The sequence below is a fragment of the Streptomyces crystallinus genome, from assembly GCF_039521265.1.
GTDB classification, from domain to species: Bacteria; Actinomycetota; Actinomycetes; order Streptomycetales; family Streptomycetaceae; genus Streptomyces; species Streptomyces crystallinus.
This window is the reverse complement of the sequence record NZ_BAAACA010000035.1, coordinates 169,686-185,538: the sequence shown is the minus strand read 5'-3', so window position 1 is coordinate 185,538 and position 15,853 is coordinate 169,686. Positions and strand designations below refer to the sequence as shown.

The window sequence follows — 15,853 nt, the reverse complement described above, 5'->3', positions numbered from 1 at the left end:
TGGTTTTGCACGAGTCCCCCAGCCTTCGATACGCATGATCGAATCTACTGCGTTCTGTGGCGTCGGCGTGACAAGTCCGGTACTCAGCGCTATGTCGACTTGGCAACTTGGCGCGAAGCATTCGATCACGAAGGGTTTCACTCAGGGCGCCCTGAGGGAAGTGGGCGTCGCATGCATGGCCCGTACCCGTATGGCGAAACCCGCCACCGCTGCCCGTTTTTCGCTGGTGGCAAGGGGGTTGGCAGGCCATTTCGGGCAGGGGAGAGGGGGGAGGGGAAGTTGGCTGAAAACATACGGGTCCGTGTGTACGAACGCGTCAGTCCAACGGCGAACTTTCGCCGTTCGCCCCGCCGTCGCGGTGCCGGCCGGGCCCCGGCCGGGCCGCCGCCCGCTCCGCCGCCCGCTCCGACTGGCGCAGCAGCAGCCGGCAGACCGCGGTGATCGCCGCGAGCCCGACCGCGGAGCCGGTGGCCCCGGCGAACGAGGAACCGTAGACGACGAGCACCACGGGCACCAGGACGCAGCTGAACGCCGCCCAGCGCACGATGTCGCCCGCGCAGTCGCTGGTGCCCGCTTGGGGCCTTCGTACGCCGTGCGCGCCCCCTTCCGGGCGTCCGCGGTCGCACGGCGAGCCCGCGGCGGGCGCGGGCGCGCCGCGCCTTCGGGGGGCGTACGCGACCCGGGGTGAGCCGCCGGGCGGAGTGGGCGGGCAGCTGTCCTGGGCGAGCGGCGGGGCGGGCACGGGCATGGGCTCCCTGGGGGGTGTCGGAACAGCGTCGCGGCGGCCGCGTGTCTAACGGGCGGGCGCGGGTTCCGGTCACTGCGCGTGCACAGCGGGGCCACAGCCGCCGCACAGCCGGGAGGTCACCGAAGTGGATCGAACGTGCACAGAATGTTGAAGAACAGACCTCTGTACCGGCCATCGGCCATTGCCATCCGGGGCGGGCTCGTGCATGCTCCGGGGAACGCCGTGCAGCATCGGCGGCTCTGGGCAGGAGAGGAGTGTCGCCGTACCCTTGGGGGTATGGGCTTGGGAAGATGATTCCCGGACACAGCTCCGCCGCCAACTGTCGCCCTCCCATGAGGATCCAAACGCCGAGACACCCATGGCCGGTCAAGAATTTTCCGAACCCGCGGACCGCAAGCAGGTAGCCGACCCGACGTCGGACCTCCAGGCGGCAGAAGAGCCACGTCTGTCCTGTGACCCCGCCTTCCGGCACGGAGTGGTGGTCGGCTTCGACGGCTCGACGTCGAGCGAGCGCGCCCTGGCGTACGCCATCGGGATGGCCAGACGCTCCGGTTCCGGTCTGATCATCGTGCATGTCGCCAACCGGCTGCCCACCACCGTGTGGGCGGGCTGCGAGCCGCCGGTCTTCGTGGACGTGCCCGACCACCGTACGGAAGTGCTCGGCCTGGAGCTCGCCTGCGCGGACTACCTCGCCGAGGTCTCCTGGATCCTGGTCGAGCGCGGTGGGGACATCTGCCACGAACTGGAAGAAGTCGGTCGGGAGTACGCGGCGGACGCGATCGTCGTGGGCTCCACGCACGGCATCGTCGGCCGGATCTTCGGCTCGGTCGCCGGCCGGCTGGCCCGGCGCGCCCAGCGGCCCGTGGTCGTCATCCCGTAGCCCGCTTCGTCCCAGCTGAGACGCTGTCAACTCCCCTTGTTCCAGGGTGAATCTACCCTTCGGTAGGTGGTGGATTGTGCCCTTGTGAAGGGTACATAAGGGTCGCTGGGAAGCAGCACGACCGCAGCACCACCGCACATGAAGGGAGCCCGCCGTGGACCACGAAGCCCCTGCGGGAAGCGTCACTTCCACTCTCGGCCACCTCGCCCTCGGACTCACCCTGCTCGCCTTCGGCCTGGGGACCACCAAGGTCGTCGACGGCGTCACCGTGGCCGACGCCGTGTCGATCGCGACCTACGTCGGCGGCATCGGCCTCTTCGTCCTCGGCATCGTCGCGTTCCGTGACCAGGACGCCTTCACCGGCACCGCGTTCGCGGGCCTGGGCGCCTTCTGGTTCACCTGGGCGAGCGGCGCGGACGACAAGTTCTCCACCAACGCGGCAGGCCTGTTCCTGCTGCTGTTCGGGCTGCTCGCGCTGAGTCTGGCGGTCGGCTCGGCGGGCTATGGGCCCATCCGGCAGGGCGCGTACGCGCTGCTGTTCGTCTCCCTGGTGCTCCTCGCGATCGCCGACTTCGCCACCAACGACGGCCTCGCCAAGGCCGGTGGCTGGGTGGCGGCGGTCGCGGGCGCGGTGTCCTGGTACGGGGCGACGGCGGCCCTGGCCAACTGGCCGACCGCGCTTCCACGACGCGCTGCCGGCCGGGGGGTGACGGCCGCCGGCTAGGCAGCCGCAGCCGGTGCGATGGGCGGCACCGGCGGGCAAGGGAGCGGCCCCGCACGCCTGGTGGCGCGTGCGGGGCCGCTTCTGCTGCGGGTGCCGTACGAGCGGTACGGAATCCGCCGTACCGGTACTGGACTACTCGACCGTGACGGACTTCGCCAGGTTGCGCGGCTTGTCGATGTCACGGCCCATGGCCAGCGCCGTGTGGTACGCGAAGAGCTGGAGCGGGATGCCCATCAGGATCGGGTCCAGCTCGTTCTCGTTCTTCGGGACGACGATGGTGTGGTCGGCCTTCTCCTGCTCGCGGTGGGCCACGGCGAGGATGCGGCCGCTGCGGGCCTTGATCTCCTCCAGGGCCGCGCGGTTCTTCTCGAGCAGGTCGTCGTCGGGGACGATGGCGACCGTGGGCAGCGCGGGCTCGATGAGCGCCAGCGGGCCGTGCTTGAGCTCGGAGGCCGGGTAGGCCTCGGCGTGGATGTAGGAGATCTCCTTGAGCTTGAGGGAGGCCTCCAGGGCGACCGGGTAGCCGCGCACACGCCCGATGAACATCATCGACTGGGCGCCGGCGTACTCCTTGGCCAGCTTCTCGATCTCCGGCTCCATCGCCAGGATCTCCGAGATCTGCCCGGGCAGCTTGCGCAGGCCCTCGATGATCCGCTTGCCGTCGGCCACCGACAGGTCGCGGATGCGGCCCAGGTGCAGCGCGAGCAGCGCGAAGGCGACCACGGTGTTGGTGAAGCACTTGGTGGAGACGACGCAGACCTCGGGGCCGGCGTGCACATAGGTGCCGCCGTCGGCCTCGCGGGCGATCGCCGAGCCGACCACGTTCACCACGCCGAGGACGCGGGCGCCCTTGCGCTTGAGCTCCTGGACGGCGGCGAGCACGTCGTAGGTCTCACCGGACTGGGAGACCGCGATGTAGAGCGTGTCGGGGTCCACGACCGGGTTGCGGTAGCGGAACTCGGAGGCCGGCTCGGCGTCCGCGGGGATGCGGGCGAGCTCCTCGATGAGGCCGGCGCCGATCAGACCGGCGTGGTACGAGGTGCCACAGCCGAGGATCTTGATCCGGCGCACGCCGCGGGCCTCGCGGGCGTCCAGGTTGAGGCCGCCCAGGTGGACGGTGGAGAACCGGTCGTCGATGCGGCCGCGCAGCACCCGGTCCACGGCGTCGGCCTGCTCCGACATCTCCTTGTGCATGTACGTGTCGTGGCCGCCCATGTCGTAGGAGGCGGCCTCCCACTCGACGGTCTCGGGGGTGGCGTTGGTCAGCGTGCCCGAGGTCGTGTACGTACGGAAGTCGTCGGCCTTCAGGGTGGCCATCTCGCCGTCGTTGAGGGTGACGACCTGACGGGTGTGGGCGATCAGCGCGGCCACGTCGGAGGCGACGAGCATCTCCTTCTCGCCGATGCCGAGGATGACCGGCGAGCCGTTGCGGGCGACCACGATGCGGTCGGCGAAGTCGGCGTGCATCACGGCGATGCCGTAGGTGCCCTCGATGACCTTGAGCGCCTCGCGGACCTTCTCCTCCAGGGAGTCGGCCTGGGAGCGGGCGACCAGGTGGGTGATGACTTCGGTGTCGGTCTCGGAGGCGAAGACGACGCCCTCGGCCTCCAGCTTGGCGCGCAGCTCGGCGGCGTTGTCGACGATGCCGTTGTGGACGACGGCGACCTTGTTCTCGGGGTCGAGGTGCGGGTGCGAGTTCACGTCGCTGGGGGCGCCGTGGGTGGCCCAGCGGGTGTGCGCGATGCCGGTGGTGCCGGTGAAGCGCTTGGGGACACGGGCCTCCAGGTCGCGGACGCGGCCCTTGGCCTTGACCATCTTCAGCGCGCCCGACTTGGGGCTGTTGATGACCACACCCGCGGAGTCGTAACCCCGGTACTCCAGCCGCTGCAGGCCTTCCAGCAGCAGGGGAGCCACATCACGCTTACCGATATAACCGACGATTCCGCACATAAAGGCTCTGCCCCTCCATCGACGTACAGGTTCAACAAGTCCACTGGCCCGAAGGCGTGTGCTCGGCCGTCGCTCAGCCGTAGACGATGCGGCGCAGCTGCCGGAGCGAGAGCTCCGGTGGCGCCACGGCGCGGTGCGGCAGCTCGGCCGCGATCCGCTCGAAGATCTCCGCGTTCACCAGGCCGCCGGACTGGAGCTCACGGTGGCGGCGGCGGACGAACTCCTCGTACGTCTCGTCGAAGTACGCCAGCACATCGAGGACCACCCGGGCGGCCTCACCGCGCTGGAGCGCGGTGCTGCGCACCAGATGGTCGATGAGGTCGTCGTGGGACGACGGGCTGCGGCGTTCGAGCACCCGTCGATATTGCGGGGAATCCGGCCCTCATGCAAGAATCCTGCCCGATATCGGGCAGGATTCTCATGATCATACGCAGCCTGGTACAGACCAGGCGGGTTTTCGGGCTCAGAGCCGCTTCAGTACGGCCTGCTTGGCGAAGGTGAACTCCTCCTCCGTGAGGATCCCGGCCTGACGCAGCTCACCGAGCTCGCGCAGCCGCCGCAGCAGGGCGTCCGGGTCGTCGGTGGCCGCGGGCGCCGGCCCGAGCGCCTTGGGCTCCGCCACGGGCAGCGGCTCCGGCGCGTGCGGATGCGGCATCCGCACCACCACGGCCGAGGCCAGCAGCGCCATCAGCGGGTCCTTCTTGAACCCGTTGAGCTCCACGGCGTGCGGATCGCGCCCGGCGGGCAGCCGGGGCGCGTTCGGCGAGCTCACGAAGCGCAGATGGCCGTCCTCCAGACCGCGCGCCGGCTGCCACTCCACCGCGTGCAGATCCTCCAGGGCGATGCCGGCCGGGCCACTGCTGGTCTTCGCCTCGTCGGTGTGCCAGGTCCACTCCAGCCGGACCGTGCGCCCGTCGAAGCTCGCGGTGCCGTCGCCCGCGCCCACGGTCATCGGCAGCGAGGGGCCCGGCAGCAGATAGCGGTCGACCGGCCCGGTGGGCACCGAGTCGAGCAGCAGGGCGTTGCGGACCTCGTCCACCAGGTACTCGGCTATCGCGGACGCCTTCGTCTCCACGGTCAGGGTGTACGGGTCGGAGGCGTCGTCCAGCTTGCCGCCGGTGACCTGGAGCAGCGGGCAGGCGCCGTCGCGCAGCCTCAGCCGCAGCCGCCCGGTCCTGCGCCCCGGCTCGTACGCCACCCCGGCCAGCGCCACGAGCGGCACGGTGACCTCGCCGAGGGTGCGGCGCAGCAGGCTGACGCCCTTGTCGCTGCCGGGCACGATGCGGACGCCGTCCCCGTCGAAGGTCCAGGTCCCGTCCTTCTGGATGATTTCCGCCATGCGGGGATTGTTCCATCAGGTGTACGTGAGCTGGCAGTTGACCTTCTGCGCCGGGCCCGAGGCCGGGCCGGGGATCAGACCGCCAGCGGGTTGCTCAGCGTGCCCACGAGTTGCAGCGCCCCCGACGGATCCGTCAGGTCCACCATCTGGCGGTTGTTCCGCAGCTGCAACCGGTTCAGGCACGACAGCGCGAACTCCGGCGCGAACATGTCGTACTGCTTGAACTTGTCGGCGAGCTCCGGCACCGACGCCTGGTAGGACGTGACGCACGACGACACCGCGTCCCAGAACTCCGCCTCCTCCAGCACCCCCTCGCTCACCAGCGTCGCGTTCAGGAAGCGGAAGAAGCAGTCGAAGACGTCCGTGAAGACGGACAGCAGCTTCATGTCGTCGGGGACGTCCGCCCGGATCCGCTCCACGGCCGGGGGGAGGACCGCGTCGGGGTCCATCACCGCGATCTCCTCGGCGATGTCCTTGAAGATCGCCCGCGAGACCGTGCCGTCGGCCGCGAGCACCAGGATCACGTTCTCGCCGTGCGGCATGTAGACCAGGTCGTAGGCGTAGAAGGAGTGCAGGACCGGGACGAGGTAGGCGTCCAGGTAGCGGCGCAGCCACTCCGTCGCCCCCACCCCGGACTCCGCGATCAGCGCGCCCGCGAACGACGCCCCGGCGCCGTCGACGTGCAGCAGCGACGCCATCGTGGCGAGCCGCTCACCCGGCGCCAGGGTCGGCACCGGGCTCTCGCGCCACAGCGCCGCCAGCATCTTGCGGTAGGGCGAGTAGCGGTCGGTGGCCCGCTCGTACTGGCGGTGGTGGTAGCCGATCGCCGCCCGCTCGCGGATGATCGAGAACCGGGCCGCCTGGAGCACGGAGTCGCGCTCCACCAGCCCCGCCAGCCAGTCGTTGATCGCCGGCGTCGCCTCCATGTACGCCGCCGAGAGGCCGCGCATGAAGCCCATGTTGAGGACCGAGAGGGCGGTCTTCACATAGTGCTTCGTCGGGTCCGACGTGTTGAAGAACGTACGGATCGACTGCTGGGCCAGATAGCTGTCGTCGCCGACGCCCAGCGGCACCAGTCTGTCCTGCGCCACCTCCGCCGCGAACGTCACCGACAGCTTGTTCCACCACTGCCAGGGGTGCACCGGCAGCAGCTGGTAGTCCGCGAGGTCCAGACCCCGGGCCGCCAGCGTCGCGGCGAAGCGCTCCAGCGTCGCGGTGCCCAGCTCCGCCTCGATCAGCGTCTCGTAGTCCAGGCCCGCGCCCGAGGTGAAGGTCGCCCGGTCGCGCCGCGCCGCCAGCCAGATCAGCTGGATGGGAGAGGCGGCCTCCGGCGCGTACGCCGCGTACTCGTGCACACCGAACCCGAGCCGCCCGTTGTTGGCGACGAAGCACGGGTGCCCCTCGGTCATCCCCGTCTCGATCGCCTGGAAGTCCGACCGGGCGAGCTCGGCCGCCGGGATCTGCTCCTTGGTGAGCTTGTACGCCGTACCGGAGAGCGTGGAGGAGATCTCCTCCAGGTACACCGGCAGGATCTCGTCGCTCAGGCCCAGCGTGGCGCGCAGCTCGATGAAGAAGTCGAGGGCGTCCAGCGGCAGCGGGCCCTCGGCGCCGTGCCGCGTCACCGACTCCGGGTCGACCTGCCAGTGGTCGAGGGCGTACAGCGCGGCCGTGAAGCGGTACTCCACCGTGCCGTCGTCGCTGTGCACGCGGTAGCGGTCCTCGCCCAGCGGCACCGGCTTCAGCAGCCGCTCGTGGGCGAACTCGGCCAGCGCCTTGCGGATCAGCAGCCGGTTGGCGCGCGCCCACAGCTCGGGGGTGAGGTGGGGGACCGCGATGTCGGTGGTCGTCGTCATCGGGCCGCTCCCTCGGTCGCCGCCTCGAACGCGGCGCGTGTGCAGACGCTCAGCAGCGCCCTCTTCTCCGGCTTGGTGATCTCCCCGACGACCTCGAAGCCGACGGCCGCGTTGAGCGCGTGGACGGCCTTGTTGCCGACGTCGGGCTCCACGACGACCCGCCGGGTCGCCGGGTCCTCGAAGAGGTGCGCCATCACGGCGGTGATGACGGCCCGGGTGAAGCCGTGGATCGGCGCCCCGGTCGGCGCGACCAGGAAGTGCATACCGACGTCGCCGGGCTCCGGCTCGTAGAGCCCGACCAGCTCGCGGTGGGCCGGGTCGTACTTCTCCATCAGGAAGGCGGGCTCCCCGTCGTGCAGTCCCAGCAGCGCGTGGTGGTGCTCGTCGGCGGCGATCTCCATGTACGCCCGCTCGACGTCCTCCAGTCTCGCGTCCTGCATCATCCAGAACGCGGCCTTGGGGTGGGTGACCCAGCCGTGCAGCAGCTCGGCGTCCTTGAGCGGGTCGAGGGCGCGGACCGTGAAGGTGCCGACGCCGGGGGATATGTGGGTGGTGCTCATACGGCGAACTCCTGGAAGGCGATGGACTTCTCGACCGGGTAGTGCTCGCGGCCGAGCAGCTCGCCGATGATGTACGCGTTGCGGTAGGCGCCCATGCCCAGGTCGGGCGAGGTGATCGAGTGGGTGTGCACGGCGGCGTTCTGGAGGAAGATCTCGCGGCCGTTGACGTCGACGGCGTAGTTGCGCGCCACGTCGAACCGGCCGTGGCCGTCCCGCTTGATCCGGTCGGCGACGGGCTTCAGGAACTCGGGCTCGGCGTACTTGTAGCCGGTGGCCAGGACCAGGCCCTGGGTGTCCAGGGTGTAGTCCTTCTCCTGCTCCTCCTGGCGCAGCCCCAGGGTGTACGTACCGGTCGTGGTGTCGTAGCTGGCGGCGTTCAGGGAGGAGTTGGTGAGCAGTCGCGTCCCGACCGGGCCCTTGAGGCTCTTCTGGTAGAGCAGGTCGAAGATCGCGTCGATGAGCTCCGAGTCGATGCCCTTGAACAGGCCCTTCTGCTGCGACTCCAGGCGGTAGCGCGTCGACTCGGGCAGCGCGTGGAAGTAGTCCACGTACTCCGGCGAGGTCATCTCCAGCGTCAGCTTGGTGTATTCGAGGGGGAAGAAGCGCGGTGAGCGGGTGACCCAGTTCAGCCGGTAGCCGTGGACGTCGATCTCGCTCAGCAGGTCGTAGTAGATCTCCGCCGCCGACTGCCCGCTGCCCACCAGGGTGATCGACTCCTTCTTCTGGAGCGCCTCCTTGTGGTCCAGATAGCGGGAATTGTGCAGATAGTCGCCGCCCAGGCCCTGGCAGGGCTCCGGGACGAACGGCGGGGTGCCGGTGCCAAGGACCAGCCGCCGGGCGCGGAACTCGGAGCCGTCCTCGGTGCGTACGACGTACACCTCGTCCTCGTACGTCACCGTCTTCACCGTCTGGTTGAAGCGGATCGAGGAGAGCTTCCCGGCGGCCCAGCGGCAGTAGTCGTTGTACTCGGTGCGCAGCGGGTAGAAGTTCTCGCGTATGTAGAACGAGTAGAGCCGGCCCGACTCCTTCAGGTAGTTGAGGAAGGAGTACGGCGAGGTCGGGTCGGCCAGGGTGACCAGGTCCGACATGAAGGGGGTCTGGAGGTGGGCGCCCTCCAGGAACATCCCCGAGTGCCACTCGAAGTCCGGCTTGGTCTCCAGGAAGAGGCCGCTGAGCTCGTCGACCGGCTCGGTCAGACACGCCAGGCCCAGGTTGAAGGGCCCGAGGCCGATCCCGATGAAGTCGTACGGCTCACGAGGCTGCGTGGACAAGGTTCTCTCCCAGGTACTGCTCGGCGTGGCCGGCGATCAGATCGAGGACGGCGGCGATGTCACCGGCCGTCGTCTCGGGGTTGAGCAGGGTGAACTTCAGGTACTGGCGCCCGCCGGTCTTGGTGCCGGCGACGACCGCCTCGCCGGACGCGAACAGCGCCTTGCGGGCGTAGAGGTTGGCGCGGTCGATCTCGGCGGGCGAGGTGACGGCGTCCGGGATGTAGCGGAAGACCAGGGTGGACAGCGTGGGCTCGACGACCACGTCGTAGCGCGGGTCGGCGGCGAGCAGCCGCCAGCCCTGGACGGCCAGGTCGCACACCTCGTCGAAGAGCGAGCCGATGCCGTCGGCGCCCATCGTGCGCAGCGTCATCCAGAGCTTCAGGGCGTCGAAGCGGCGGGTGGTCTGGAGGGACTTGTCGACCTGGTTGGGGATGCGCTCCTCGGCGGCCCGGCGCGGGTTGAGGTAGTCCGCGTGGTACGTGGCGTGCCGCAGCGTGCTGCCGTCCTTGACCAGGATCGCGCTGGAACTGACCGGCTGGAAGAAGGACTTGTGGTAGTCCACGGTGACCGAGTCGGCGTGCTCGATGCCGTTGAGGAGGTGACGGCGGGTCGGCGAGACGAGCAGCCCGCAGCCGTACGCGGCGTCGACATGGAACCAGGCGCCGTACCGCTCGCACAGCTCGGCGATCTCCGGCAGCGGGTCGAGGGAGCCGAAGTCGGTGGTGCCGGCGGTGGCGACGACGGCCATGGGCACATTGCCCTCGGCGGCGCACCGCTCCAGGGCGCGGGCCAGCGCCACGGTCTGCATCCGCTTGTCGTGGTCGCAGGGGATCGACACCACGGCGGACCGGCCGAGACCGAGCAGCTGCGCGGACTTCTGGACGCTGAAGTGGCTGCACTCGGAGGAGAAGATCCGCAGCTTCGCCAGGTCCTCGGTCTTGGCCTCCTCGCGGGCGAGCAGCAGCGCCTGGAGGTTGGACTGGCTGCCGCCGCTGGTGAACACCCCGTCGGCGGCCGGGCCGTAGCCGACGCGCCCGGCGGTCCAGTCGATCAGACGGCGCTCGATGAGGGTGCCGCCGGCGCTCTGGTCCCAGGTGTCGAGCGAGGAGTTGACGGCCGAGAGGACCGCTTCGCCGAGGACGGCGGGGATGACCACCGGGCAGTTGAGGTGGCCCAGGTAGCGGGGGTGGTGGAAGTAGACGGCGTCGCGCAGATACACGTCCTCCAGCTCGTCCAGGACGGCGGAGGTGTCGCCCAGTGGCCGGTCGAGGTCGACGCGGTCGATGAGCGGGGCGATGTCCTCGACGCCCGCGCCCGTGAACGGGCGCCGGGTCGCGGCGAGTTTCGACGCCACCCGCTCGACTCCCTCGGTCACGGAGCGCCGGTAGCTCTCCGCCGTCGTGTCATTGAGCAGGTGCGAGCGCATGAACTGTCCTCCCGGATCGGGGACTTCGTCGGGCCCTCCGGGCAGAAAGGAAGGGGGCGAGGACCGCGATCTCGAAGTAAGGTTAGCCTAACCTAACTTTGATCTCAACAGTGCCTCGCCCCCTGGGCGCAGCCCCGTCAGGGGCGCGGGGCTGTGACATGTGCGGCTCCGCCGCGCGGGCGCGACCAGCCCACCACCCAGCCGCAGCCGCGCAACCGGCCTACGCCGCCTCTTCCTCGCGCAACTGGTCCTCGGAGCGCCCGCGACGCCAGTACCCCACGAAAGTGACGTTCCTGCGGTCGACATGACGCTCATTCACGAAGTGCCGCCGCAGCTCGCGCATGGTGGAGGCCTCCCCGGCGATCCACACATACGGGTCGACACCCGGCAGCGCGGGCTCCGCCCGCACCGCGTCGAGGACGGAGGGCGCGCCCTCCTCCTTCACCAGCCAGGTGATGTCCGCTTCCGCCGCCGTGGGCAGCGCCATCCGGTCCCCGCTGAACGGCACTTCGAGCCACACCCGCGCGTGCGTACCGGCGGGCAGCCACTCCAGGATGGCGGAGACGGCGGGCAGCGCGGTCTCGTCGCCCCAGAGCACGACCGCGTCCGTACCGGCCGGCGGCCGGAACCGTACCGCCGTGTTGTCGGCGACCGCCGGACCGAGGACCGCCACACGGTCCCCGGGCTCGGCGCGCGCGGCCCAGCGGCACGCCGGACCGCCGTCCTCGTGGAGCGCGAAGTCGATGTCGACCTCGTCGGGGTCACGCCGCTGCTCGCGCAGGGTGTACGAGCGCATCACCGCCCGTACGTCGTCCGGCAGCGCCCGGTAGTCCGCGAACCAGGTCTCCGGGTTCTGGGTGAGCGGCAGTACGGGCGCGTCCTGGCCGGGGTGCGGCAGGAAGAGCGAGAGGCTCTGGTCCCGGCCGCCACCCTCGAAGTACGCCAACTGCTCGCCGCCGAAGGTGATCCTGACCAGCGACGGGCCGAGCCGCCGGGTCCGTACCACGCTCAGATCGAAGAGACGGAAGGGGACGGTGGCGGTCTCGGCTGTCAGCGTCATGGTCAGGCAACCTTCTTCGCGGTCTCGATGGCCTTGGCGAGGGTTTCGAGGATCGGGGCGCACTTGTCGTACGAGTAGATCGGCTCGGTGGTGCGGGGGGTGATCTGGCCGGCCTTGACGGCGGGCAGGCCGGTCCAGGTGGGCTTGGACTTCAGGGCGTCGGGCTGAAGGGCCGTGGAGCGGTTGTCCATCATGATCACGTCGGCCTTGTACTTGCCGACGTTCTCCCAGCTGAGCTCCTCGAAGAAGCCCTGCGCGTTGACCTTCGGCTCGACGAACCTGACGCCCAGCTCCTGGAAGTACGCGGTGTCGGCGGAGGTCTTGGGCGCGGAGACGTAGAAGAGGTCGGCGCTGGCGGAGCCGATCATCACCGTGACGTTGGGGTTGGCCTTGGTGGCGGCCCTCAGCCGGGCGGCGGCCTTCTCGAAGCGGTCCTTGGCCTGGGTGACCTTGGCGGCCTTGAGGTCGGCGCCGAGGGAGGCGGCGAGGTCGGCGCGGCGCTGGAGCGCGGCCGGCATGCTCAGCTGGGCGGCCCACAGGGCGACGCTCGGAGCCAGCTTGAGGATCTTGTCCTTGCTGTTGTCCGGCACGTACCAGAGGGCGTCCTTCTCCCACATGTCCGTGACGAGCAGGTCGGGCGCGAGGGCCGCGTACTTCTCGACGCTGAACTCGCCCCAGACGTTGCCGAGGATCTCGACCTTGTTGATGTCGAGGTCGCCCGCCTGGACGTCCGGCTTGCCGTCCTTCGTCTTGGTCGGGCCGAACACGGCCTTCACCTCGACGCCGTAGTCGTGGAGGGCGGCGGCGGTGCCGGTGAAGGCCACGATGGTCTTGGGGGTGGACTTGGACTGCGCGGTCTTGCCGCGGTCGTCCTTGAAGGACCAGGGGCCGGACTTCCCGGCGGTCTTGTCCGCGTCGCCCTTTTTCTTGTCGTCGTCGCTGTCTCCACAGGCGGCCAGCGCGGCGCCGAGGCCGATGGCGCCGCCGGCGGCCAGCAGGCCTCGGCGGGAGAGGTGGGACGATCGGGAAATGGGCATGACGATCCGCTTTCGTACGTGCCTGGGTCGGCCTCTGGCAGTTCCTGGGTAGGTTAGCCTAACCTCACAAGGATCTGTAGAGGGGTCTCCCGGTCCTTGCTCACCGCCGCAGCGGGGCGTACGTGAAGCGGACTTTGTGGGACGCGGTGGGTTCGTAGAGGGTGCGGCAGGCGGCACAGTGCCAGTGCCAGTGGTCCGCGGCGCCCGGGGCCGTGGTGGAGGTGTCCTTCCACAGGGGTGGGCGGGTGGGGCAGGCGGGGCAGGTGGGTGGGGTCACGGGGTTCAGGGTGGGGGTGGGGACGGCTTCGGGGTTGCCGTACGCCCCCGGGCCACCCCTTCGAGCGATATCCCCCACCCCGCCCGTTCCCTTAACCCTCCGGGGGCGGGCGTGGGTTGAGCCGCTTTCCCGGGGGTTACACCCCCGGCCCCCTTCGCGGCGCCTGCGACCCCTGCGCCCGCAGGTTCGTCCGCGGACCGTGCTTTGTCTGCGGGTGAGTGGTGGGCTGCTCGCGCAGTTCCCCGCGCCCCTAGGCAGTCCGGCCCCTCGGGCGGGCCCCGTGACCCCGAGACCCGCTTTCACCTGCGGGCCGGTGGCCGGTTACTCGCGCAGTTCCCCGCGCCCCTAAAGGACTACGGCTGAGCTGGGTTCGTTGGGTGACCGGGGCCCCTGAAGGTCTGTGGCTGAGCTGGAACTCGCCGGCCGACCGCAACCCCCAAGGGGCGCGGGGAACTGCGCGAGAAGCGGCCACCGGCCCGCAGTCGACGAACTACCCTAGGGGCGCGGGGAACTGCGCGAGCAACCCACCACACACCCGCAGACGAAGGCCGGGCGCAACAGGGGCGCGGGGAACTGCGCGGCCAGCCCACCACTCAGCCGCAGACGAAGTCCGGGCACATCACACGGCTACGCCGGCAGGCCCAGCTCCCTGGCGATCAGCATGCGCTGCACCTCACTCGTCCCCTCCCCGATCTCCAAGATCTTGGAGTCCCGCCACATCCGGGCGACCGGGTACTCGTTCATGAACCCGTACCCGCCATGGATCTGCGTCGCGTCACGCGCGTTGTCCACCGCCACCGTCGACGAGTACAGCTTCGCCAGCGCCGCCTCCTTCTTGAAGGGCTCGCCGCTCACCAGGCGGGACGCCGCGTCGCGCCAGCCCACGCGGGCCATGTGCGCGCGCATCTCCATGTCGGCGATCTTGAACTGGATCGCCTGGTTGTCCCCGATGGGGCGGCCGAACGCGTGGCGCTCCTGGGCGTACTTCACCGACTCGTCGACACAGCCCTGCGCCAACCCCGTGGCCAGCGCCGAGATGGCGACGCGGCCCTCGTCGAGGATGCGCAGGAACTGGGCGTAGCCCCGGCCCTCCTCGCCCAGGAGGTTGGCCACCGGGACGCGGACGTCCGCGAAGGACAGCTCGCGGGTGTCCGAGGCGTTCCACCCCACCTTCGAGTACGGCGCCGCCACCGTGAAGCCCGGCGTGCCGGACGGGACGATGATCGAGGAGATCAGCGGGCGGCCGTCGGGCTTGCGGCCGGTCACTGCCGTCACCGTCACCAGACCCGTGATGTCCGTACCGGAGTTGGTGATGAAGCACTTGGTGCCGTTGATGACCCACTCGTCGCCGTCGCGCACCGCCGTCGTGCGCGTGCCGCCCGCGTCCGAGCCGCAGTCCGGCTCGGTCAGACCGAACGCGCCCAGCAGCTCGCCGGAGCACAGCCGGGGCAGCCACTCCCGCTTCTGCTCCTCCGTGCCGAACCGGAACACCGGCATCGCGCCCAGCGAGACCCCCGCCTCCAGGGTGATGGCGACCGACGAGTCGACCCGCGCCAGCTCCTCCAGGGCGATGCCGAGGGCGAGATAGTCGCCGCCCATGCCCCCGTACTCCTCGGGGAAGGGCAGCCCGAACAGACCCATGCGGCCCATCTCGCGGACGATCTCGTACGGGAACTCATGGCGCTCGTAGAAGTCGCCGATCTTCGGGGCGACGACGTCGTGCGCGAACTCCTCGACCGTACGGCGGAGTTCTTCGTGCTCTTCGGAGAGCCGGTGGTCAAGGGACATGGGGGGTCACTCCTTGTGGGAGTCGGGGGAGAGGGCGCGGACGGTGCGGGACGGGCTCGGCCGTCCCAGCTGCTCGGCGAGCCACACGCTGGTGGCGGTGAGCCTGCCGAGGTCGACCCCGGTGTCGACACCGAGGCCCTGGAGCATCCACACGAGGTCTTCGGTGGCGAGGTTTCCGGTGGCGGACTTGGCGTAGGGGCAGCCGCCCAGGCCGCCCGCCGAGGCGTCGACCGTACGCACGCCGTGCTGGAGCGCGGCGAAGGTGTTGGAGAGCGCCTGGCCGTACGTGTCGTGGAAGTGCACCCCGATCGCGGAGGTCGGCACGCCCTCCTCGTTCAGGGCCGCGAGCAGGCTCCGCACATGCGCCGGGGTGGCGACCCCGATCGTGTCGCCGAGGCTCAGCTCGTCACAGCCCAGGTCCATCAGCGACTTGGCGACGCGGACGACCTGGTGGACGGGGACGGCTCCCTCCCACGGGTCGCCGAAGCACATCGACAGATAGCCCCGGACGTGGCCGCCCTGCTCCTTGGCACGGGCCACGACCGGCGCGAACATCTGGAGCGACTCGTCCACCGTACGGTTCAGATTGGCCTTGGCGAACGACTCCGTGGCGCTGGCGAAGACCGCGATCCGGTCGGCGCCGAGTGCGAGGGCCCGGTCCAGACCCCGCTCGTTGGGGACCAGGACCGGCAGGGCCACCCCCTGGAGGCCGTCGAGCATGGGGAACAGGCGCTCGGCGTCCGCCAGTTGGGGCACCCACTTGGGGTGCACGAAGCTGGTCGCCTCGATCGTGGTCAGGCCCGCCTGCGCCAGGCGGTGGATGAACTCCGCCTTGATCTCGGTGGGGACGACCGCCTTCTCGTTCTGGAGGCCGTCGCGGGCCCCCACCTCGTGGATCCGCACCGAGGCGGGCAGGTCCCGCGCCGGAACGACCATGGGG

At 70.0% G+C, this 15,853-nt stretch carries 15 protein-coding genes; 2 read left to right on the top strand and 13 right to left on the bottom strand.

The genetic code is table 11. The features are described from left to right. Positions 1-316: 316 nt before the first annotated feature. A complete protein-coding gene (locus tag ABD236_RS35065; protein WP_425543939.1) occupies positions 317-748 on the bottom strand; it encodes a hypothetical protein in 432 nt (143 codons plus the stop codon). A gap of 358 nt (positions 749-1,106) precedes the next feature. Between ABD236_RS35065 and ABD236_RS24965 the strand changes: the two genes are divergently transcribed. Together ABD236_RS24965 and ABD236_RS24960 are read left to right on the top strand one after the other, a co-directional pair. Next, the gene (locus ABD236_RS24965) at positions 1,107-1,628 is read left to right on the top strand and encodes a universal stress protein (RefSeq protein WP_344077004.1); all 522 of its coding nucleotides are present in this window, start codon (positions 1,107-1,109) and stop codon (positions 1,626-1,628) included. A 154-nt stretch (positions 1,629-1,782) separates the two neighbouring features. Then, a complete protein-coding gene (locus tag ABD236_RS24960) occupies positions 1,783-2,352 on the top strand; it encodes a GPR1/FUN34/YaaH family transporter (RefSeq protein ID WP_344077002.1) in 570 nt (189 codons plus the stop codon). A 132-nt stretch (positions 2,353-2,484) separates the two neighbouring features. Here the strand turns inward: ABD236_RS24960 and glmS are convergent, their stop codons facing one another. From glmS to ABD236_RS24900, 12 genes are all read right to left on the bottom strand, one after another. Continuing rightward, a complete protein-coding gene (gene glmS, locus ABD236_RS24955; RefSeq protein ID WP_344077000.1) occupies positions 2,485-4,302 on the bottom strand; it encodes a glutamine--fructose-6-phosphate transaminase (isomerizing) in 1,818 nt (605 codons plus the stop codon). Positions 4,303-4,375: 73 nt separating this feature from the next. After that, complete coding sequence (locus ABD236_RS24950) at positions 4,376-4,657, bottom strand: hypothetical protein (protein ID WP_067159327.1); 282 nt, start codon at positions 4,655-4,657, stop codon at positions 4,376-4,378. A gap of 108 nt (positions 4,658-4,765) precedes the next feature. Further along, a complete protein-coding gene (locus tag ABD236_RS24945; protein ID WP_344076996.1) occupies positions 4,766-5,641 on the bottom strand; it encodes a DUF4429 domain-containing protein in 876 nt (291 codons plus the stop codon). Between the two features lie 74 nt (positions 5,642-5,715). Beyond that, positions 5,716-7,494 carry an IucA/IucC family protein gene (locus ABD236_RS24940; protein WP_344076994.1) on the bottom strand — a complete coding sequence of 593 codons (1,779 nt, stop codon included), beginning with the start codon at positions 7,492-7,494 and terminating at the stop codon, positions 5,716-5,718. Continuing rightward, positions 7,491-8,054, bottom strand: coding sequence for a GNAT family N-acetyltransferase (locus tag ABD236_RS24935; RefSeq protein ID WP_344076992.1), 564 nt, complete (start codon positions 8,052-8,054; stop codon positions 7,491-7,493). The genes ABD236_RS24940 and ABD236_RS24935 overlap by 4 nt, the downstream gene beginning before the upstream one ends. Beyond that, the gene (locus ABD236_RS24930) at positions 8,051-9,325 is read right to left on the bottom strand and encodes a lysine N(6)-hydroxylase/L-ornithine N(5)-oxygenase family protein (RefSeq protein ID WP_344076990.1); all 1,275 of its coding nucleotides are present in this window, start codon (positions 9,323-9,325) and stop codon (positions 8,051-8,053) included. Before ABD236_RS24930 ends, ABD236_RS24935 begins: the two co-directional genes overlap by 4 nt. Further along, positions 9,306-10,751, bottom strand: coding sequence for a pyridoxal phosphate-dependent decarboxylase family protein (locus ABD236_RS24925; RefSeq protein ID WP_344076988.1), 1,446 nt, complete (start codon positions 10,749-10,751; stop codon positions 9,306-9,308). The genes ABD236_RS24930 and ABD236_RS24925 overlap by 20 nt, the downstream gene beginning before the upstream one ends. A 220-nt stretch (positions 10,752-10,971) precedes the next feature. Then, entirely contained in the window at positions 10,972-11,811 is an 840-nt protein-coding gene (locus tag ABD236_RS24920) for a siderophore-interacting protein (RefSeq protein ID WP_344076986.1), read from the bottom strand. A 2-nt stretch (positions 11,812-11,813) separates the two neighbouring features. Further along, the gene (locus ABD236_RS24915) at positions 11,814-12,848 is read right to left on the bottom strand and encodes an ABC transporter substrate-binding protein (protein WP_344076984.1); all 1,035 of its coding nucleotides are present in this window, start codon (positions 12,846-12,848) and stop codon (positions 11,814-11,816) included. A 100-nt stretch (positions 12,849-12,948) separates the two neighbouring features. Next, the gene (locus ABD236_RS24910) at positions 12,949-13,125 is read right to left on the bottom strand and encodes a hypothetical protein (RefSeq protein ID WP_344076982.1); all 177 of its coding nucleotides are present in this window, start codon (positions 13,123-13,125) and stop codon (positions 12,949-12,951) included. A 627-nt stretch (positions 13,126-13,752) separates the two neighbouring features. Beyond that, positions 13,753-14,913: an acyl-CoA dehydrogenase family protein gene (locus ABD236_RS24905; protein ID WP_344076979.1), complete on the bottom strand. Its 1,161-nt coding sequence runs from the start codon at positions 14,911-14,913 to the stop codon at positions 13,753-13,755. 6 nt (positions 14,914-14,919) lie between these two features. Then, positions 14,920-15,849 (bottom strand): hydroxymethylglutaryl-CoA lyase, encoded by a 930-nt coding sequence (locus tag ABD236_RS24900; protein ID WP_344077118.1) that lies wholly within the window; start codon positions 15,847-15,849, stop codon positions 14,920-14,922. Positions 15,850-15,853 lie beyond the last annotated feature (4 nt).

Excerpts from the sequence above, each read along its gene's own strand:
- ABD236_RS35065 (WP_425543939.1), bottom strand. The coding sequence starts at position 748 with ATGCCCGTGCCCGCCCCGCCGCTCGCCCAGGACAGCTGCCCGCCCACT.
- ABD236_RS24965 (WP_344077004.1), top strand. The coding sequence starts at position 1,107 with ATGGCCGGTCAAGAATTTTCCGAACCCGCGGACCGCAAGCAGGTAGCC.
- glmS (WP_344077000.1), bottom strand. The coding sequence starts at position 4,302 with ATGTGCGGAATCGTCGGTTATATCGGTAAGCGTGATGTGGCTCCCCTG.
- ABD236_RS24945 (WP_344076996.1), bottom strand. The coding sequence starts at position 5,641 with ATGGCGGAAATCATCCAGAAGGACGGGACCTGGACCTTCGACGGGGAC.
- ABD236_RS24940 (WP_344076994.1), bottom strand. The coding sequence starts at position 7,494 with ATGACGACGACCACCGACATCGCGGTCCCCCACCTCACCCCCGAGCTG.
- ABD236_RS24935 (WP_344076992.1), bottom strand. The coding sequence starts at position 8,054 with ATGAGCACCACCCACATATCCCCCGGCGTCGGCACCTTCACGGTCCGC.
- ABD236_RS24925 (WP_344076988.1), bottom strand. The coding sequence starts at position 10,751 with ATGCGCTCGCACCTGCTCAATGACACGACGGCGGAGAGCTACCGGCGC.
- ABD236_RS24920 (WP_344076986.1), bottom strand. The coding sequence starts at position 11,811 with ATGACGCTGACAGCCGAGACCGCCACCGTCCCCTTCCGTCTCTTCGAT.
- ABD236_RS24915 (WP_344076984.1), bottom strand. The coding sequence starts at position 12,848 with ATGCCCATTTCCCGATCGTCCCACCTCTCCCGCCGAGGCCTGCTGGCC.
- ABD236_RS24905 (WP_344076979.1), bottom strand. The coding sequence starts at position 14,913 with ATGTCCCTTGACCACCGGCTCTCCGAAGAGCACGAAGAACTCCGCCGT.
- ABD236_RS24900 (WP_344077118.1), bottom strand. The coding sequence starts at position 15,849 with ATGGTCGTTCCGGCGCGGGACCTGCCCGCCTCGGTGCGGATCCACGAG.